At 70.6% G+C, this 19,911-nt stretch carries 14 protein-coding genes; 8 read left to right on the top strand and 6 right to left on the bottom strand.

Translation table 11 applies throughout. From position 1 onward, the window contains the following. Nucleotides 1-125 precede the first annotated feature (125 nt). The 6 genes from gltB to ACIBF5_RS01185 all read left to right on the top strand — a co-directional run bounded on the left by gltB (nucleotide 126) and on the right by ACIBF5_RS01185 (nucleotide 11,800). Nucleotides 126-4,772 carry a glutamate synthase large subunit gene (gltB, locus tag ACIBF5_RS01210; protein ID WP_396807349.1) on the top strand — a complete coding sequence of 1,549 codons (4,647 nt, stop codon included), beginning with the start codon at nucleotides 126-128 and terminating at the stop codon, nucleotides 4,770-4,772. Then, complete coding sequence (locus ACIBF5_RS01205) at nucleotides 4,765-6,246, top strand: glutamate synthase subunit beta (RefSeq protein WP_396806848.1); 1,482 nt, start codon at nucleotides 4,765-4,767, stop codon at nucleotides 6,244-6,246. The genes gltB and ACIBF5_RS01205 overlap by 8 nt, the downstream gene beginning before the upstream one ends. 189 nt (nucleotides 6,247-6,435) lie before the next feature. Further along, a complete protein-coding gene (locus ACIBF5_RS01200; protein ID WP_396806846.1) occupies nucleotides 6,436-7,104 on the top strand; it encodes a HEAT repeat domain-containing protein in 669 nt (222 codons plus the stop codon). A 6-nt stretch (nucleotides 7,105-7,110) separates the two neighbouring features. Then, nucleotides 7,111-8,115, top strand: coding sequence for a HEAT repeat domain-containing protein (locus tag ACIBF5_RS01195; protein ID WP_396806844.1), 1,005 nt, complete (start codon nucleotides 7,111-7,113; stop codon nucleotides 8,113-8,115). 299 nt (nucleotides 8,116-8,414) lie between these two features. Next, nucleotides 8,415-10,952: an FtsK/SpoIIIE domain-containing protein gene (locus ACIBF5_RS01190; RefSeq protein ID WP_396806842.1), complete on the top strand. Its 2,538-nt coding sequence runs from the start codon at nucleotides 8,415-8,417 to the stop codon at nucleotides 10,950-10,952. Further along, nucleotides 10,949-11,800, top strand: coding sequence for a hypothetical protein (locus tag ACIBF5_RS01185; protein WP_396806840.1), 852 nt, complete (start codon nucleotides 10,949-10,951; stop codon nucleotides 11,798-11,800). The genes ACIBF5_RS01190 and ACIBF5_RS01185 overlap by 4 nt, the downstream gene beginning before the upstream one ends. Nucleotides 11,801-11,851: 51 nt before the next feature. Here the strand turns inward: ACIBF5_RS01185 and ACIBF5_RS01180 are convergent, their stop codons facing one another. The 4 genes from ACIBF5_RS01180 to ACIBF5_RS01165 form a co-directional block, all read right to left on the bottom strand. Then, complete coding sequence (locus ACIBF5_RS01180) at nucleotides 11,852-12,103, bottom strand: hypothetical protein (protein ID WP_396806838.1); 252 nt, start codon at nucleotides 12,101-12,103, stop codon at nucleotides 11,852-11,854. Between the two features lie 247 nt (nucleotides 12,104-12,350). Next, on the bottom strand, nucleotides 12,351-13,028 hold the full coding sequence (locus ACIBF5_RS01175; RefSeq protein WP_396806836.1) for a hypothetical protein: 678 nt from the start codon (nucleotides 13,026-13,028) through the stop codon (nucleotides 12,351-12,353). Further along, a complete protein-coding gene (locus tag ACIBF5_RS01170; protein ID WP_396806835.1) occupies nucleotides 13,015-13,665 on the bottom strand; it encodes a hypothetical protein in 651 nt (216 codons plus the stop codon). Before ACIBF5_RS01170 ends, ACIBF5_RS01175 begins: the two co-directional genes overlap by 14 nt. A gap of 14 nt (nucleotides 13,666-13,679) precedes the next feature. Next, nucleotides 13,680-13,940, bottom strand: coding sequence for a hypothetical protein (locus ACIBF5_RS01165; protein WP_147456931.1), 261 nt, complete (start codon nucleotides 13,938-13,940; stop codon nucleotides 13,680-13,682). Between the two features lie 263 nt (nucleotides 13,941-14,203). Between ACIBF5_RS01165 and ACIBF5_RS01160 the strand changes: the two genes are divergently transcribed. Then, nucleotides 14,204-14,575: a hypothetical protein gene (locus ACIBF5_RS01160; protein ID WP_396806834.1), complete on the top strand. Its 372-nt coding sequence runs from the start codon at nucleotides 14,204-14,206 to the stop codon at nucleotides 14,573-14,575. A 506-nt stretch (nucleotides 14,576-15,081) separates the two neighbouring features. On the opposite strand, the gene ACIBF5_RS01155 is transcribed toward ACIBF5_RS01160, so the two are convergent. Further along, the gene (locus ACIBF5_RS01155) at nucleotides 15,082-16,338 is read right to left on the bottom strand and encodes a hypothetical protein (protein WP_396806833.1); all 1,257 of its coding nucleotides are present in this window, start codon (nucleotides 16,336-16,338) and stop codon (nucleotides 15,082-15,084) included. A gap of 222 nt (nucleotides 16,339-16,560) precedes the next feature. On the opposite strand from ACIBF5_RS01155, the gene ACIBF5_RS01150 reads away from it, so the two are divergent. Next, nucleotides 16,561-17,067: an O-acetyl-ADP-ribose deacetylase gene (locus ACIBF5_RS01150; protein WP_396806831.1), complete on the top strand. Its 507-nt coding sequence runs from the start codon at nucleotides 16,561-16,563 to the stop codon at nucleotides 17,065-17,067. 328 nt (nucleotides 17,068-17,395) lie between these two features. On the opposite strand, the gene ACIBF5_RS01145 is transcribed toward ACIBF5_RS01150, so the two are convergent. Further along, nucleotides 17,396-19,645, bottom strand: a complete 2,250-nt coding sequence (locus ACIBF5_RS01145) for a discoidin domain-containing protein (protein WP_396806829.1) — start codon at nucleotides 19,643-19,645, stop codon at nucleotides 17,396-17,398. Between the last annotated feature and the right edge of the window lie 266 nt (nucleotides 19,646-19,911).

Raw genomic sequence — 19,911 nt, 5'->3', positions numbered from 1 at the left:
TGACGACAGGAGACCCGGTGGTTTTTCCGTACCCTCAGGGACCGCGCCTCTCCTCGCCGCCCGCCCCGCCGGCGTCGCCGGCCTCGGGTAACGCGACCCTGGCCGGGCCCCCCGAAGCGCAGGGGATGTACGACCCCGCCTACGAGCGTGACGCGTGTGGGGTTGCCTTCATCGCCGACCTGTACGGCCGGCGCTCGCACGACGTGGTCGCCAAGGGGCTCGGCGCGCTCTGCCGGCTCGACCACCGGGGCGCCCGGGGCGCGGAGCAGAACACCGGCGACGGCGCCGGCATCATGCTCCAGGTGCCGGACGAGTTCCTCCGCCAGACGGTCGACTTCCCGCTGCCACCGGCCGGGCAGTACGCCACCGGCCTGGTCTTCCTGCCGAACGACCCGGACGAGCGCCAGCGCGCCACCGCCGTTCTGGAGAAGTACGCCCTGGTCGAGGGGGCGGAGATCCTCGGTTGGCGGGACGTGCCGGTCGACCCGACCGACCTGGGCGAGACCGCCCTGAACGCCCGTCCGCTGATCCGGCAGGTCTTCCTTGCCGCCCGTCGCCTCACCGGCTCGGCCGCGGGTCCCGCCGGCACCGCGCTGACCGGCCTCGACCTGGACCGGGTCGCGTTCTGCGTACGCAAGCAGACCGAACGGGAGACGGCTGAGCGCGGCGTCCCGGCGTACTTCCCGTCGCTCTCCGCGCGGACCATGGTCTACAAGGGCATGCTCACGCCGGACCAGTTGCCAACCTTCTTCCCCGACCTCACCGACGAGCGGGTCACCAGTGCGATCGCCCTGGTGCACAGCCGGTTCTCCACGAACACGTTCCCGTCCTGGCCGTTGGCGCACCCGTACCGGTTCATCGCCCACAATGGAGAGATCAACACCATCCGGGGGAACAAGAACTGGATGAACGCCCGGGAGGCGCTGCTCGCCAGCCCCGCCCTGCCCGGCAACATCAAGCGGCTCTTCCCGGTCTGCACCCCCGGCGGCTCCGACTCGGCCAACTTCGACGAGGTCCTCGAACTGCTGCACCTGGCCGGGCGGAGCCTGCCGCACGCGGTGCTGATGATGATCCCCGAGGCGTGGGAGAACGACACCGAGATGGCCCCCGCAGAGCGGGCCTTCTACCGTTTCCACGCGAGCCTCATGGAGCCCTGGGACGGGCCGGCGTCGGTCGCCTTCACCGACGGCACCATCGTCGGCGCGGTACTCGACCGCAACGGACTGCGCCCCGGACGGTGGTGGCAGACCAGCGACGGACTGGTGGTCCTCGGCAGTGAGGCGGGCGTACTCGACCTCGACCCGGCGACCGTGGTGGCCAAGGGGCGGCTGCAACCGGGACGGATGTTCCTGGTCGACACCGCCGCCGGTCGGATCGTGCACGACGACGAGATCAAGGCCGGTCTCGCCGCCGAGCAGCCGTACGCCGAGTGGCTGCACGCCGGGCTGATCGACCTCGCCGACCTGCCCGCCCGCGAGCACACCGTCTACACCCACGACTCGGTCCAGCGCCGCCAGCAGACCTTCGGTTACACCGAGGAGGAGCTGAAGATCCTGATCGGGCCGATGGCGCGGACCGGTGCCGAACCGCTCGGTTCGATGGGGACGGACACCCCGATCTCGCCGTTGAGCACCCGCCCCCGGCTGCTCTACGACTACTTCCACCAGCTTTTCGCGCAGGTCACCAACCCGCCGCTGGACGCGATCCGGGAGGAACTGGTCACCAGCCTCCAGTCGACCATCGGCCCGGAGGGCAACCTGCTCGACCCGGGACCGGCGAGCTGCCGGCAGATCACGCTGCCGTACCCGGTGCTGGACAACGACGAGCTGGCCAAGCTTCTCTCCGTCGACGAGGACGGCGACCTGCCCGGCTTCAAGGCGGTCCGGGTCTCCGGCCTCTACCGCCTGCGGGACGGCGCGGCCGGCATCCGGGCCCGGTTGACCGAGATCTGCCGGCACGTCTCCGAGGCGATCGAGGACGGGGTCCGCATCCTGGTCCTCTCCGACCGCGACTCCACCGCCGACCTGGCCCCGATCCCGTCGCTGCTGCTCACCGCGGCCGTGCACCAGCACCTGGTACGCGAGCAGACCCGGACCCGGGCCGCGCTGATCGTCGAGTCCGGTGACTGCCGGGAGGTGCACCACGCCGCCGTGCTGATCGGCTACGGTGCCGCCGCGGTCAACCCGTACCTGGCCTTCGAGTCGGTCGAGGACCTGATCGCCACCGGTGCGCTGACCGGCATCGAGCAGGCGTTGGCGGTGCGCAACTACGTCAAGGCGCTCGGCAAGGGCGTCCTGAAGATCATGTCGAAGATGGGCATCTCCACCGTCTCGTCGTACTGCGGGGCGCAGGTCTTCGAGGCGGTCGGCCTCGACTCCCGCCTGGTCCAGCGCTACTTCGCCGGCACCCACGGTCGGATCGGCGGGATTGGCCTCACCGGCATCCACGAGGAGATCGCCGCCCGGCACGCCGTCGCGTACCCGCCGAGCGCGGCGGCCGGCGCACACCGCCGGCTGGAGGTCGGCGGCGAGTACCAGTGGCGCCGCGAGGGCGAACTGCACCTGTTCAACCCGGAGACGGTCTTCCTGCTCCAGCACGCCACCCGCAGCCGCCAGTGGGACGTCTTCCGCGACTACACCAGCAAGGTCGACGAGTTGGCCGCGAAGGCCGGCTCGCTGCGCGGGCTCTTCACCCTCCGCACGGGGGTGCGGCCGGCGGTGCCACTGGACGAGGTGGAACCGGCCAGCGAGATCGTCAAGCGGTTCGCCACCGGCGCCATGTCGTACGGCTCCATCTCGGCCGAGGCACACGAGACCCTCGCCATCGCGATGAACAACCTCGGCGGCAAGTCCAACACCGGCGAGGGCGGCGAGGACGTCGAGCGCCTCTACGACCCGCGCCGCCGCTCGTCCGTGAAGCAGATCGCCAGCGGTCGGTTCGGCGTGACCAGCGAATACCTGGTCAACGCGGACGACCTCCAGATCAAGATGGCGCAGGGGGCGAAGCCCGGCGAGGGCGGACAACTGCCCGGCAACAAGGTCTGGCCGTGGATCGCCCGTACCCGGCACGCGACCCCCGGCGTCGGCCTGATCTCCCCGCCACCGCACCACGACATCTACTCGATCGAGGATCTGGCGCAGCTCGTCCACGACCTGAAGAACGTCAACCCGGCCGCCCGGGTGCACGTCAAACTGGTCAGCGAGATCGGCGTCGGTACGGTCGCCGCCGGGGTGGCCAAGCTCAAGGCCGACGTCATCCTGATCTCCGGACACGACGGCGGCACCGGCGCCTCCCCGCTGAACTCGCTCAAACACGCCGGCACCCCGTGGGAGCTGGGCCTGGCCGAGGCGCAGCAGACGCTGCTCCTGAACAAGCTCCGCGACCGGGTCACCGTGCAGGTCGACGGCCAGCTCAAGACCGGTCGGGACGTGCTCGTCGCGGCACTGCTCGGCGCCGAGGAGTTCGGTTTCGCCACCGCCCCGCTGATCGTCGCCGGCTGCGTCATGATGCGGGTCTGCCACCTCGACACCTGCCCGGTCGGCATCGCCACCCAGAACCCGGTGCTGCGCGAGCGCTACACCGGCAAGCCGGAGTTCGTGGAGAACTTCTTCCTCTTCCTCGCCGAGGAGGTCCGCGGCTACCTGGCCGAGCTGGGCTTCCGCACACTGGAGGAGGCGATCGGCCAGACCGAGCTGCTCGACCTCGCCCCGGCACTGGACCACTGGAAGGCGCGCGGACTCGACCTGCGCCCCGTACTCCAGGTGCCGGAACTGCCCCCGGGCGCCGCCCGGCGCGGCATCCGCGCCCAGGACCACGGCCTCGCCGCCGCCCTGGACAACGAGCTGCTGGCTCTCGCGGCCCCGGCGTTGGCCGACGGCACCCCGGTCCGGGCCTCGATCCGGGTCCGCAACGAGCACCGCAGCGTCGGCGCGATGCTCGGCGGCGAGGTGACCCGCCGGTTCGGCGGTGCCGGCCTGCCCGCCGACACCATCGAGTTCGCGCTCAGCGGCACCGCCGGCCAGTCCTTCGGCGCGTTCCTGCCGGCCGGGGTGACCCTGCGGCTGCACGGCGACGCCAACGACTACGTCGGCAAGGGACTCTCCGGCGGCCGGCTGGTCGTCCGCCCGGACGCCGCCGCGCCGTTCGCCGCCCGCGCCACGGACCGAGGCGACGGTACGCCCGGCGCCGAGGACCAGATCATCGCCGGCAACACCATCCTGTACGGGGCGACCGCCGGCGAACTCTTCCTCCGGGGACGGGTGGGGGAGCGGTTCGCGGTGCGCAACTCCGGCGCGGTGACCGTGGTCGAGGGGGTCGGCGACCACGGCTGCGAGTACATGACCGGTGGCACCGTGGTGGTGCTCGGGCCAACCGGCCGTAACTTCGCCGCCGGCATGTCCGGTGGCGCCGCCTTCGTGTGGCGGCTCGACCGGCGTCGGGTCAACCCCGAACTGGTCGACCTCGCCCCGCTCACCGACGACGAGCGGGTCACCCTGCACGACCTGGTCCAGCGGCACTTCGCCGAGACCGACTCGGCGGTCGCCGAGCGGCTGCTCAAGCGCTGGCCGGAGGCGGTCGAGGAGTTCACCGCCGTGGTACCCCGTGACTACAAGCGGGTCATGCAGATCATGCGGGCCGCCGAAGCCGCCGGCCAGAACGTCGACGAGGCGGTGATGACCGCGCTGGCCGTCCCGGTGGCACCGGCGGCCGGGTCCGCACCGTCGTCCGCCGCGCCGGCACCGCGCGCGTCCCAGGAGGTGGCTCGTGCCTGACCCGAACGGTTTCCTGCGCTACGGCCGCCGGATGCCGGCCCGCCGTCCGGTGCCGGTGCGCATCAGCGACTGGCGGGAGGTCTACCCGTCCGCCCCCGACGACCTGATCCGCGAGCAGGCCACCCGCTGTATGGACTGCGGCATCCCGTTCTGCCACGACGGCTGCCCGCTGGGCAACCGCATCCCGGACTGGAACGACCTGGTCCGGACCGGCAACTGGTCGCACGCGATCGAGCAACTGCACGCCACGAACAACTTTCCGGAGTTCACCGGGCGGCTCTGCCCGGCGCCCTGCGAGGCGGCCTGCGTACTCGGCATCTCCGGGGGGCAGCCGGTCACCATCAAGCAGGTCGAGGTCGAGATCATCAACCGGGCGGTCGACCTGGGTCTGATCACCTCGCAGGTGGTGGCGAAGCCGTCGGGTAAGCGGGTCGCCGTGGTCGGCTCCGGCCCGGCCGGCCTCGCCGCTGCCCAGCAACTCGCCCGTGCCGGGCACGCGGTGACCGTGTACGAGCGCGACGACGCGATCGGCGGACTGCTCCGCTACGGCATCCCCGACTTCAAGCTGGAGAAGGAACACATCGACCGGCGGCTGGAACAGCTCACCGCCGAGGGCGTCAGCTTCGTCACCGGCGTCAACGTCGGCGTCGACATCACCGCCGCGCAGCTACGCGCCGAGTACGATGCGGTCCTGCTCGCCTGCGGCGCGTTGCAGGGCCGGGACACCCCGGCCACCCCCGGCCGTGCGCTGCGCGGGGTGCACCAGGCGATGGAGCACCTGGTCGCGGCGAACCGGGTGGTGAGCGGCCGGGAGTCGAGCACCCCGATCGACGCCGCCGGCAGGCACGTGGTGATCATCGGTGGCGGCGACACCGCGGCCGACTGCCTCGGTGTCGCGCACCGGCAGGGCGCGGCCGGCGTACACCAGCTCGACCTCTACCCGGAGCCGCCGGGCACCCGCGACGAGTCCCGCGACCCGTGGCCGACGTGGCCGTGGATCCTGCGCGACTACCCGGCGCACGAGGAGGGCGGCGAGCGGGTCTTCGCGGTCGCCGTGCAGGAGTTCGTCGACGACGGCACCGGCCAGGTACGCGCCGTCCGGGTCGCCGAGGTCAGCGTGGAGAAGGTCGACGGGCAGCGGATCGTGACCGTCAAGCCGGGCTCGGAGCGGGAACTTCCGGCCGACCTGGTGCTGCTGGCGATCGGCTTCGAGGGGACCGAGGAGCAGCCGCTGCTCGACCAGTTCGGTGTGCACCGCAACCGGCGCGGCGCGATCGACGCCACGGCGCAGTGGCAGACCGCGGCCGACGGGGTCTTCGTCGCCGGTGACATGCACCGGGGCGCCTCACTGATCGTCTGGGCGATCGCCGAGGGTCGGGCCGCCGCTGCCGCGATCCACACGTACCTCGACGGCTCGGGCACCCTGCCCGCCCCGGTCACCTCCTCCGCCCAGCCCCTCTCCGCCGCCCGCTGACCAGCTACCCGCTCCCCGCTGTCGCCGACCCGAGATCGTGGAACGGCCCGTCGTCACGACGACGGCACGTTTCCACGATCTCGGATCCACGAGGGTGCGGTGGGGACGGTGGTTGTCTGGTCTGGCGACACAGTCCGCTTGACCTTGACACAGTGACAAGGTCTTCACTGTGTCAGGGAGGTGGGGTCGATGACCATGCCGCAAGAGGACACGGACACGGTGCGGGCTCTCCAGGGGTTGGAGAGCGGCAACCCGTCGGTGCGGCTGCGGGCGGCGCTGGCGGTCGGCTCCACCCCTGACCCGCGCTTCGTCGACAAGCTCGTCGAGCGGTGCGCGGTCGAGCCCGAGTTCTACGTCCGCGAGATGCTCACCTGGGCACTCGCCCGCCACTCGTCGTCCATGACGGTCCCGAGGCTCGTCGACGCGCTCCGCTCGGAGCGTGCGCAGGCACGAAGCCAGGCGTTGCACACGCTGTCCAAGATCGGTGATCGGCAGGCGTGGCCCGCGATCACGCGGGCACTGCTGACCGATGACGACGACGAGGTGGCGCGGAGCGCCTGGCGAGCAGCGGTCGTACTCGTCCCCGAGGGTGAAGAGCCCGAGTTGGCCGCGGTGTTGACGACACAGTTCGGGCGCGGCAAGCGGGAGACGCAGTTGAGCCTCAGCCGGGCGCTGATCGCACTCGGTGAAGTGATCATGCCGACAGTGCGGGCGGCGAGGACGGACCTCGATCCTCGCGTACGCGCCCACGCGATCGCCACGGAACGGCTGCTGCGCGACCCGGATGCCGGATTCGAGTTCGCGATCGAGGAGGCAAAGCGCGTCGTGGCCCTCGGCGGAACCAGCCAGGAAGGGTGAGAGACAGTGTTGATCGGTGACGTGGCGCGACGGTCCGGGGTCAGCGCCCGCATGCTCCGGCACTACGACTCGCTCGGCCTGGTACGGCCGACGGGTCGTACCGAGGCCGGCTATCGGGAGTACTCCAGCGAGGACATCCGGCGGATCTTCCATATCGAGAGCCTGCGGTCACTGGGGCTGTCGCTGCGCGACGTCGGGCGCGCGCTCGACGGTCCCGCCTTCGCGCCCGCACAACTCGTCGACGACCTCATCCGCCAGACGCGAGAACGCATCGCGGCCGAGACGGAACTACTCACCCGTCTCCGCCGGATCGGTGCCGCGGAACCCGCCGGCTGGGAGGACGTCCTCCAGACCGTGGCACTCCTGCAGGCACTGGGATCGGAGAGCGCGGGGAAGCGCCAGCGCGCGGCACTGTCATCGGTCGAAGGGGTTCCGGCGCCAGTGGAGGCACTCGTCGAGGCGGCGCTGAGCGAGACGGACCCGAACGTCGCCGGAGCCCTTCGATGGGCTCTGGCGCAATCGGGCGACGGCGGACTGGCACTGCTGGCGGAGGGCCTCGGCGCACCCGTGGCCGAGGTACGCAAACGTGCTGTCCAGGCCATCGCCGAGATCCCGTACGGTGACGCGACCGCACTGCTGCGGGACGCCCTTGTCAACCCGGACATCGTGGTCCGCAGGTATGCGGCTCTGGCGCTCGGGGCACGTGGAGTGGCCGACGCGGTCCCGACTCTCGTCGACATGGTCGTCGAGGAGACGAACGACGTCGACGCGGCCGATGCGCTGAGCACGTTGGCGGGTGATCCCGTGTTGGCGGATCAGATCGCTGCCAGGCTCGTCGGCCGCCTCGCCGGCAGCACCGTCGAATCGTCCGCGCGTCGACGGCTGACACAGGCGCTCGCGGACATTCCGGGGATCACTTCCGCACGCGCCCTCGCGGACCTGGCGCACGACGAGGACCGTGTCGTCGCGCTTACCGCGACGTACATCCTCCGGCTGCGCCACGCACCATAGAGTCGTTCGGCGCGCCCTCCCGGTCCGACGTGGTCGCCGGCCAGGCCGTCGGCTGTGGCGTCTGCCGCCGATCCGTCAGCCCACCCCTCCGCCAGAGCCCAGCCCGCCCTTCCGCCCTTCCGTCAGAGCCCCAGAGCCCCGCGCGCCCTTCCGCCAGAGCCCCGCGTGCCTCCCCAGCCCAGCGCGTCCTCCCGACAGTGTCCAGACAGCGGACACCGCTGGCACGTCCAGGTGCCCGTACGGCGGTGCTTCGGTTAGTGTTCCGGTGACTACGCACGCCGACAGGGGTGGGGGGCAGGGTGGGCAGGCTCGCAGCCACGTACGGGCGGGCGGTCGCGGCACACCGGCAGGCGCGTGCGCATCTCGACGCCGCGCGCCAGGCGTTGGCCGGAGTCACCGCCCCGGCCCCGCCCGCCGAGACCGCCGACATGGTGGCGCGGTTGCGCAGGGTCGGCGAGGCGCTCAGCGCGGCGTCGGCGGGGCCGGAGTTCCCCGGTCGGCCGATGCCGGTCCGGCTCGCCGAGGCGACCACTTCGGACGGCGGCTTTCCGGTGGTCGTACCCCTCGTCGGCGGGGCGCACCTGGCGGTCGACACGGACGCCCGCGACCCGCGTACGGCGGCGCTGCTGCGCTCCCTGGTGATCCGTCTACTCATGCTCGCGCCCGCCGGCACGGTACGGGTGGTGGCGATCGACAACGCCGCGCTCGGTGCGACGTTCCTGCCGCTGCGGCCACTGGTCGACGCCGGTGTACTGGCCCCGCCGGCGACCACCGACGAGGAGATCGGTGCGCTGCTCGCCGACGCCGAGCGGCACGCCCGCGCCGGTCACTCCGCCGAGAACGGTGGCCCGCTGCTGCTGGTCGTCGCGGCGTCGATGCCGGACGGGCGGGCCGAACTGACCCGGCTGGCCGCGTTGACCCACGCCGGCCCGACCGCGGGGGTCTGCGTGCTCGCCGCCGGTTACCCGCCCCGCTCCACCGGATTGGAACCACCGCCGTTCGGCAACACCACCCGGGTCACCCGCGACGGCGACTACGCCTGGGTCGGGGACCCGCCGTGGTGGCCGTACAGCACCGACGGAACCGGCCTGGTGGTGCCGGTCCTGCTCGACGGCGACCCGCCGACCGGCACCATCGACGCCGTCGCCCGACGACACGGCGACGCCACCCGCCGCGACACCAGCCTCGACTTCACCGACCTGCTCCCGGCCCGCAACTGGGCCGAGTCGGCCGCCACCGGGCTCCGCACGGTGATCGGCCGGGCCGGTCGGGAGCCGGCGACCCTGGCCTTCGACGACGCCACCCCGCACTGGTTGGTCGGGGGCCGAACCGGCTCCGGTAAGACCGTCTTCCTGCTCGACGTCCTCTATGGACTCGCGGCCCGTTACTCCCCGGACGAACTGGCCCTCTACCTGCTCGACTTCAAGGAGGGGGTCAGTTTCACCGAGTTCGTGCCGACGGGGCACGACGGCTCCTGGATCCCGCACGCCCGCGCCGTCGGCATCGAGTCCGACCGGGAATACGGTGTGGCGGTCCTGCGGGAGCTTCGGCGGGAGCTGAACCGGCGGGCGAACGCGCTCAAACGGCACGGCGTCACCAAACTCGCCGACCTGCCCCGCGACGGCAAACCCGTACCCCGGGTGGTTGCCGTGATCGACGAGTTCCACGTGCTCTTCGCCGGCAACGACGCGCTCGCCCGGGAGGCGGTGGCGTTGCTGGAGGAGTTGGCCCGCAAGGGCCGCTCGTACGGCATCCACCTGGTGCTCGCCTCGCAGAGCATGTCCGGGATCGAAGCGCTCTACGGCAAGGTCGACTCGATCTTCGGTCAGTTCCCGCTCCGGGTGGCGTTGCCGGGTGGCTCCGGGGTGCTCGACGCGTTGAACGACGCCGCCGGACCGCTCCCGCTCGGGTCGGCGATCATCAACCCGGCCGCCGGCCTGGCCTCGGCGAACACCGTCGTCCGTTTCCCGGACGCGCACGGCGGCGCGGCCCGGGTCGCGGCACTGCGGCACGAACTGTGGCAGGCGCGGGCGCAGGGCTCGTTCCCACCCGCGGTCTTCAAGGGGTACGACTGGGCACACGTCGAGGACGATCCCACCTTCCGTGGCCTGACACCGGGCGGACGACGTCCGCTCGCCCTCGTCGGCCGGGTCGTCGACGTGAACCTGACCTCGGCGATGTTCATGCTCGACGCCACCCCCGGTCGGCACCTGGCGATCGTCGGCACCACCCCGGTCGGTGCCGACGTGTTGCAGGCCGCCACCCTGAGCCTGGCCCGCCAGGCCCAGCCCGGGACGGCCCGTTTCCTGCTCGCCCCGTTGGTCGCCGCCGCCGACGAGGTGGGCGACGCCACCGAGCAGACCCTGCTGACCGCCGGTCACTCGGTGACCCGGCTGGACCCGGTGGCGTTGCGGGAGGAGATCCGCAAGCTGGCCGAGCCGGTGGCCCAGCCGACGGAGCGGACGTACGTGGTCGTGTTCGGGATGGACGCGGCCAGCGGGGTACTCGCCGCGAAGGACCAGAACTACCGGTCCGGTCTGGACGACCTCCAGCAGGTGCTGCGTCAGGGCCCCGCGTACGGGGTGCACCTGCTCGGCTGGTGGCGGGGGCTGCGCCGGCTCGCCGACGACATCGGCGGGACGCACAACAAGGACGACATCGCCTGCCTGGTGGCGTTGAACGTGCCCGGCCAGGAACTGGGCATGTACCTCGGCGTGCACGATCTGGCGTACACGCCACGGGCGAACCGGGCGTTGCTGGTGGACCGGCACGACCAGCGCAGCAAACTGATCGTGCCGTACGTCCGACCCGGGTACGAGCTGGACGAGGGGCTGTGACGATGCAAGGCTTCGACGAGTACGCGACCCTGGCCCGGCACCTGCACGAACTCCAGCGCAGCGGCGAGCGTACGACGGAGCAGGCTGCCGCCCGGCGGGAGAGCACCGGGGACGCGATCGACCAGCTCGGGCAGAGGCTCACCCTGCAGCAGCAGCGACTGACCGAACTCGCCCAGTTGATCGGCGAGCCGGTGCCGCAGTGGAACGCGCCCGCTCCGCTGCCGCCGCTTTCCGTGACCGGCCACCTCGGCGCACCGGCCGGCCCATCACCGCAGGGCGGGGTGGCCGGACAGGAGGCGTACCCGGAGTTGGCGGCCGGCGTCGACCGGGTGGCGCTGGCCGCCACTCCCGCCCCGACGCCGTCGGTGCCCGGTCCACGGCTGCCGATGTCGGGGGCGGACGGACCGCCGACCCAACAGTTCCCACACCCGGCCCCGGTGGTGCCGGTGAACCCGGACGCCGAACTGGATCTGGCGTACCGGGCCACGGCGGCGGCGGACGAGGCGGCCGAACGGGTCGAGTCGCAGGCCGGTCAGCCGGCGTTCCTGCCGACCTCCTCACCGCTCGGTCGCGCGCTCGCCGCCTACCTGATCTTCATCGTGGCCGCGAACATTCCCCAGGCGCTCCTCGGAGGCGGTTACAAGTCCGGTTCGGTCGGCGCGTTCACCGCGCTTGCCTGGATGCTCGCCGGTCTACCCGCGTTGGCGTTCTTCGGTGCCTACATCAGCCTGACGATCTGGGGGCGTCCCCGGCTCGGCGCCAACCAACCGAACCTGTACGCCAGACTCGGCTTCTTCCTCTGCTTCCTCGCCCTGGCCATCACCACCTGCTTCTGGGTCACGCCCTGACGCTGCCCCGGCGCCCGCCACGTGCCGTTCGGCCGGGGTGGAGCAACGTGGTCAGCTCGGTGGGGGAGACCCTCGTCGTCGAGCAGGCCGGCGACCAACATGGTCTGGGCGGCGATGGTGGTGGCGCTCCATGGACGGTGGCGGGTGCCGACCGAGGGTGGCCTGGATCAGCGACTCGGCCGTCGCCGGGTTGATTTCCACACCGCTGTGGTCGTATCGCTCGCGTACCTCGGCGACGAACCGGATGACCGGGGCGCAGTCCTGACCGAGGCGGAACCGCCGGTCGACGGCGAACAGGGACATGGCGTCGAGCAGGGAGTGCCGCTATCCACCAAGTGTTGCGCAAGGCGGCCGTCCACCTCACCGCTATGTCAACAGCACAAGGTCTCCGCCATCGTCGTTCGGAACGCCATGATCAGTCTTAAGGCCGAGGGCCTCGTCGTCGGCATGCCTGGTGCAGGGGGTGTTTGTCGCCGAGCGCCGACCCGACTGTGGCGTTTTCCTACCCTCATAGGGGCTCATAGGGGCAGTAATCCGCCACAGTGCATCGTCAGATGCTTGCCCGGTAGGCGTTCAGGTCCTCGCCGGCCGCTCGAAGCAGGACCGCGCTCTCCGACATCCTGTCCCGCGCCTCGCTCATGGCGTCGTGGGTACACCGCACGACATCCTGTCGGCCACCGTTGAGTAGCACCATCATCCCGTCCTGGCTGTGCCACATGCTGGTGCCGACAGCGTTGATCTTTTTCGCAGTCTGCTCGACCTCTTCGATGACCCGCTCGATCCCCGAGATCACCTGCCCGGCGATTCCGCCCGACCCGCCGCCCGCTACCCGTTGCCGGGGTCCAGTCGAGGCCCCGCCACGACCACGACGTCGGGCGCGTAAGCCGCTGGCGCCGGCTTTACCGCCGTTGGCGCCCCGGGTGGCACCTCCAGTACTCGAACCTGAAGCGCGTTGCTCGTGGCGCTCGCGTACATGATCAACAGTTGCGGCTACGAAACCCTTGCCGATCGAGCCCGCCGCGTTACCGATGATCGCACCAGTGATCACGGATGCGGTGGCAGGCAAGCCCCATCTACTGCTGAGCAGACCTACTAGAGCACCAAGGCCCATCGCGGCCTGCTGCACCAGGTTGCCGGTGCCCTCCTTGACGGACTCGTAGCCGAACCGCCGGGCGAACGGGCGCTCTAGTCGCTCGCCCGCCCGGTACTGCCTCCTACGCCAACGCATCCGAGACCACTGGATCAAGGAACGCGCAGTTCGTGGCGAGCAAGATGGGTAGCTGGAGGCCGACCTCTCGCGCGATGTTCTCGGCTGTCAACCCCAGTGGCTCTTCCCCCACCTCCAACTCCTCTTCGTCTGCCGCCGCGTAGAAGGTGCAGGCGTCCCACAGATCGGAACTGTGGTACGAAAACGACCACAATCCATAGACGGCGTTGGGGATGGCCAGGATGGGCTGGTTGGCGAAACCGATGCGGTGTAAGTGGGGCTCGTCGGCGGTGGAGCCCAGGCCCTGTCCCAGGGGGAGGAGCTTGTGGCGGCGGAAGACGGGTTCGAGGTCGCCTTCCGGATCAAACTCGACCAGCAGCCCCCGTGCGATCAGGTTGTCGACGATCTCGGCGGCCCGTGGCTCGGGCTTCGGCGCGGTCTGGACGAGCTGAATCAGCGACTTCCGGTTGACCGCGAGTTTGGCGTGCCGTTCGGCATCCACGAAGGCCGCCGCCCAGACCGCTGCCTCCGTCTCCGTCAGTTCGACCAGGTCGTCGCCGAGGTGGATCTCGTAGCACTCGGGCGTCGGGTCCGGCGGGCGTACGTAGCGGTAGCGCGGTCCCATGGAGAGCCCGACGGGCACGATGACGGTTGGCATGACGTACCCCTTGGTCAGAAACTGGCGGCGTAGCTGTTGGTGGCCTCGACCGCGCCCTGGGCGAGCGTCGTCGCCTCGTGCAGCTTCTGCTTTGCCTGTTCCATTCGGGACAGCGCCTCGCCGACGCGGGAGTGACTGGTTCCCTGGGTGAGGCTACGCAGCAGGGCGGTGCTCTGTTCCAGCGAGTCCGCGATGCCCCGGATCGTGGCTGCCTGCTGGCTGGTCTCGCTGCTGAATCGGGCCACCCCGGCCTTGATCTCCTCGATCGACGCCATGACATCGTCCTCCCGGTCTCGGTCGTCCTTCCCCGGAGCCGACCGTACCGGATTGGGCACAGACGGTCAGTCCTGCTCACGCCGTGGACCACGGGATTCGAGAGTGGACCGAATCCGCGCCCATCCCACGGTGCTCTCAGGGTGTTGACGTCACCTTCGAGGTAGTGCAAGATTCAACTATCTGGTGTCGGCGCTTTTGTGCGTTTCCACACCAGTTATGCCGCGCGGCAGTGCCCATCGACCCCCTGTTCACAGGAGGATTCATGCGTCTCCGCAAGCCGTCCCTCACGTCCGTACTCGCGTCCGCGTCCGCCGCGGCGATGGCCTCGGCGGCATTCGCCGCCCCGGCGTCCGCCGCCCCGACCACCACCGCGCCGAGCAGCACCTGCTCCTACGCGAACGGTGCGGTCTGCTTCGTCGACTCGATCTGGTTCACCGGCCAGGAGGTGGAGTACACCGCCCCGCTCAGCTCCGGCTGTGTGAACACCCCGATCGCCATCCACGGTTGGGTCAACCTGACCAACAAGACCCTCAAGCTCTACCAGGGTGCCAACTGCACCGGCACCGCGATCACCGTCCCGGTCAGCGACCTCCACACCTCCACCACCGCCTACCGGAGCTTCAAGGTCGCCTGATGCCTTGAGTCGCGGTCAGCGCCTTGCTCGGTCCGGGTGGGGCGCTGACCGCGACAACCAGGTGCTGAACAGGTACAGGATCGGGACGGGCGTACGCGGCCAGCGGCGGCACGGTCGCAGAGCATTTCAGCCGACGGCAGCCACCAATGGACTCTCTGGTAAACCTCTTGTCGCTGCGCTGAGGCGCGCTCGCCGCGGTCGGCCACGGAGCCTGCACCACGGGGCAGCTCGCGCAGCGGCTCGACGTCTCGCTGGCCAGCGCGAGCGAGCACGCGACGGTGCTGCGGCGGGCCGGCTGATCGTCACCGCGCGGCAGGGCCGGGCGGTACTGCACACCCTCACCCCACTCGGTGCCGACCTGCTGGACGGCACCCGGCGTACCCCATGACGGGCGGCGCAAGTAAGGAAGGGGCCCTTGTTAACGCTATGCGTTAACAAGGGCCCCTTCCTTACCCCCCTGGTAGCAGCCGGTCCTCGCCGTACGGGAGCCGCTCGGAGACGAGCGGTCAGGCGGGGTTGGCGGCGACGAGTTCAGACAGGTGCGCGTCGAAGCGTTGGGCGATGGTGACGGTGGGCAGGATCCGGCCCCGTGGGAAGCCGCCCTTCGCCACCTGGGCACCCCAGTCGGCGGCCCGCATCCGCTGGTTCGGCGTGCCGTGATGACCGGGGCTGGTGAGATAGCAGTCGCCGAGCTGGAAGAAGGTCTGGTTGACCTGCTTCGTCTGCCCCCGGTCCAGGCCGGCACCCCGTACGTGGGCCAGGAAGTAGCCGGCGTACGCGTCCGCCATCATTTCCGCCCGCCGTGCGAGTTCGGCGCCGGTCAGCTCCGAGGCGAACAGGCCCCGTACGTACTGGACGTGGTGGGCGTACTCGTGCGCCACAATCGCCCTGGGTGCGATATTGCCCAGCCCGAGGTTGCCGTACGCCTCCAGGATCCCGTCGCCGACGAGGATCTTCGGCGGGATGACTCCGACACCGGCGACCTCGCCGCCGTAGTAGGCGAACGCGTCGAAGCTCAGCGCCGGGTGCATGCCGTAGTCGAACTTCTCCTGGTTGACCAGGGGTACGAAGTCGGCGGCGAACTGCGCCGCCTGGTCGGCCGGGTAGAGCATGAGCAACTCCATCAGCCGCGCGACCTTCGCCTGGTCGAGCGCCACGGTGGCGTGCATGGGTACGACCTGGATCTCGCCGGACGGGATGTCCCAGAAGCGTTTCAGCTCCCGGGCCGTCTGCCGTACCCGGGTGGTGAACTGCCCGTCGGAGCCGTAGTACTGGTGGCCGGCCTCGGTGCCGAACAGGACGGCGTCGTACATCCGGAAGAAGTCGATCCACGGTACGACCTCGGCGAGGTCGTACTCGGTCCACTCCGCGTAGGCCGCCGTCTGCCACTGCAACAGCGGCGTCGTCTGGCAGACCTCGTCGTCCCGATCAGTCAGCCGAGGTTCCGGGCTGGCACCCCGCCCACCGGCCGGCACCGGGCGGCTCGGTCCCACGCCGGTCGCTCCGGCGTTCGTCTGCCCGGGACGGGTCGGTGGCAGCCCGACCGTGGCGTCGAGCGCGGCGATCCGGGCCTGGTAGTCCTCGGGCAATCCGGACTTGAGCCGTTCGACCAGGGTCCGGGTCTGCTCCTCGGTGAGGTTCGCGGTGGTGCCGCTTTCGGTCGGTGCGACGGCGGTGGTGTGGGCGTGGGCCGGCGCCGGCGCCATGCTGGTCGCCAGGACCAGACCGAGTACGGCGGCCGGCAGGGTGAGCGAGCTTTTCACGCGTCTCCTCGCGAGTGGCGGCCGGCGGTGAAGAACCGGCCATGATCGACAGCTCACCAAGTATCGACATACATGGGTGGCCGGCGGAAGACCCGATTCGCCCGGGACCGGGACCGGGACCGGTCGCCCGCGTGCAGGGGCGGTTGCCCGCGTGCAGGGGCGGTTGCCCGCGTGCAGGGGCGGTTGCCCGCGTGCAGGGGCGGTTGCTGCGATGATGGGGTGATGGCCACGATCGACGTCGTGCTGGGCGACATCACCCGCGAGGATGTGGACGCGGTGGTGACCGCCGCCAACGAGTCACTGCTCGGGGGTGGCGGGGTGGACGGCGCGATCCACCGGGCCGCCGGGCGACGCCTGGCCGAGGCGGGCGGGGCGATCGCCCCGTGCGACCCGGGCGACGCGAAGGCGACACCGGCGTACGACCTTGACCCGCCCGTGCGGTACGTGATCCACACCGTCGGCCCGGTCTGGGAGGGCGGGGACGAGGGCGAGGCGGAGATACTTGCCTCCTGCTACCGGCGGTCCCTTTTGGTCGCCGACGAGTTGGGCGCCCGCAGTGTCGCGTTCCCGGCCATCGCGACCGGCGTCTACGGCTTCCCGGCCGAGCTGGCGGCCCGGATCGCGGTCGACGCGATCCGGGCGACTCCGACCCGGGTCGAACAGATCCGGTTGGTCGCCTTCGACGAGCCGACCCGGGACCTGCTGCGAGCGGCCCTCGCCGTCTCCTGACCGGAGTACGTGGCGTTCCGGTCGACGTGGCTGAAGCCGCTCGCGTCGTGCCGGCGGGCCCTGGTTGGCGTACCGGATGTGGTCAGCCGGCCTGTCCCGGACCCGAACATTCATCGCACAGCTCAGGACATCGGGATCGGCGGGCACCTTGGCCTGCACCGCGGCGCGGACCACTACCGGGTGTGCCTCTCCTGGCAGGGCACAATCCGCTCACCGCGCCCGCTGCGCCGGCCCGCTCCCGCCGACGAGAGCGCCCGGCCGGGTCGGGAGACCCGGGCCGGGCGCTGTGAGGGAAGGGGGCGTGGGGAAAGGGGGTAGGGCTAGCGGGTTACGGGTAGTTGACCACGTAGATGGTCTGGGTGGCCTGGTTAGCCGGACCACCGGTGTTGTTGATGACGCGGTTGATCGTCCCTACGCCGCCGAGCGAGACCGAGACCATGTTGTGGAATCTGACCCCGGTCTTGTTCGGCACTTCGAAGGAGCGTTCGCCGACCACCGCCGGGTTCACGTTGAAGTAGCAGTAGCTGCCCAGCCCCCACGCCTCGTGCGTGTTGACCGCGTCGGCCACCTTGTACGCGGCGTACCCCCGGGTCGACCCGTTCATCCAGGCTGCCTGGTTCGGTGGGTCGTACGGCATCTCGTTCTGGTAGAAGTACGTCCGGCCGCGTTCACCGTTCCAGATGGTCTGGTACTTCTGGTAGTGCTCGACGAAGAGGCCGTACATGGTGACGTCGTCGCCGTTGACGACCAGGCCGGTGTCGGCCGGGTTGACGGTCCACCCGTAGGTGCCCGGGTTGCCGTGGTCGGCACGCCACAGCCACATGTGGTCACCGATCACGTCGTCACTGTTGATCACCAGGCTGTTGGTCGCCTTGCCGGCGACCGCGCCACCGATCCGGAAGAACACGTCGTGCAGCGAGGTCGGGTTGGCCGCGTGGTCCGCGCTGGAGCCGGCCGGGCCGACCTCCATCAGGGTGGCGGAGTTGGTCGTACCGGCTTCGAACATGATGCCGGCGACCTTCACCCCGTTCACGTCGGCGACACTCATCGCCGTCACGCCGCCCTGCGGCTCGATCGTGGCCAGGCCGAGGCCGAGCACGACGGTGTCCGCCCGGGTGATCCGGATGGTGTCGTTGACCCGGTGCACGCCTGGGGCGAAGAGCAGGTTCTTGCCCTGGGCCAGGGCGGCGTTGATGGTCGCCGCCGGGGTGCCCTGCCGGACGATGAAGAACTGGCTCAGCGAGATCGAACTGCCGGCCGGCGTCTTGTTGTACCAGGTGGTGCCCGAGCTGTTCTGGCGCAGTGCCGGGACGAAGACGCGGTACTCACCGGTCCCGTCGACGTACAGGAAGGGCTTCTCCCGGACGGTCGGGGTCGTGCCGATCACCGTGTGCGAGGGGTTGGGGAAGTTCGGCGGCGGGGCACCGGTCACCCCCTGGAAGACCATGTTCCACACCGAACCGGTCCAGCCGTTGCCGAACTCGCTGTTACGGGAGTACCACTGCTGCTGTGAGCCGCTGACCACCAGGCCGTCGATCCTGGTGTCGGCCATCAGCCCACCGCTGGACCAGCCGTCGCCGCCGTTCCAGAGCTGGATCTGGTTCTGCGCGCCGCGCAGGTGCATCCGGCGGTACGGGGCTGCCTGCGACACCGCCCAGCGCTCGACGATCACACCGGCCGGCAGGGTCACCGACAGGTTCTCCGCCGCGCGCCAGAAGTTCTGGGTGGCGTTGCCGCCGAACCAGGTTGCCTCGGCCCGTACGTGTCCGTTGAGGTTCACGTCGTCGGGGGAGAAGCCGAGCCCGGCGACCTGGGTGAAGAAGCCGAGGTTCACGTCCGCGGTGTACGTGCCGGGCTTGAACAGCACCGCGTACCGCTCCGGGCCGAACTGGTTCTGTTCCTGCTGGGTGAAGATCGTGTTCAGCCGGCTCTGGATCGTGGAGGTCGGCGTCGACGGGTCGAAGACGAACGTGTTCGGCCCGAGGTTCGGGTTGCGCGGGTCGGTCGGCTCCACCGGGGTGCCGGGCGGGGTGGTCGGTGGGGTGGTCGGCGGGACGGTGCCGAACTCGCCGTACACCTGGAACTCCCAGAGTGAGTAGCCGTAGCCGGTGGACCGGGTGGTGCCGTACATCCGCACGTAGCGCCCGCTGCCGGTCACGTTGACGGTCTGCACTCCGCCGGTGCCGGTGGTGGTCGAGTAGATCGTCGTCCAGGGGCTGCCTCCGGTCGGCGAGACCTGGATTTCGAAGGCGCGGCCGTACGCGGTCTCCCAGCGCAGCACCACCTGGCTGAGGGTGGCGGTGGCGCCCAGGTCGACCTGGAGCCACTGGGGGTCGCTGAACGCGCTCGACCAGCGGGTGCCGGTGTTGCCGTCGACCGCCGCCGAGGCGGGGGTGCCGCCGTTCTCGGTGGAGGACGCGGTGGCCGTCTTGCCCTGGGAGATCAGGACGGGGGCGGCCTGCGCGGTCGGCGTGTTGATGAACGGTACGGGTGCCAGCAGTGCGGCGGCCAGCGCGGCGAGCACGCTCCAGCGGGACCGCTTCGAGGGTGTGCGGGTGGTGCGACGAGGAACTTCCATGGGGCCCACCTGTCGGGATGAGGGCGCGCTGGGCTGCCCGGCGGGGCGTGGCGGTGCCGGGCCGGGTGTGGGGTTCGGCCGGTCGTCGGCGGTACCGGCGGCCGGCCCGCGCCTGCGGGTCAGAGGTGTGAGAGCGCTCTCCCGACGAGTGTTACGCCGGCGTTTCCGGACGTCAAGACGCTCATCGATTCCTGTCTGGTATGCCAGCTAATCGGGCACTCGTCCCACTAGAGGTGCTTGGCCCGAATTAGCGGCACCCGCCGCGC

The sequence above is a fragment of the Micromonospora sp. NPDC050417 genome (assembly GCF_044458865.1).
GTDB lineage: Bacteria > Actinomycetota > Actinomycetes > Mycobacteriales > Micromonosporaceae > Micromonospora_G.
This window is presented reverse-complemented; position numbering and strand designations above follow the sequence as displayed.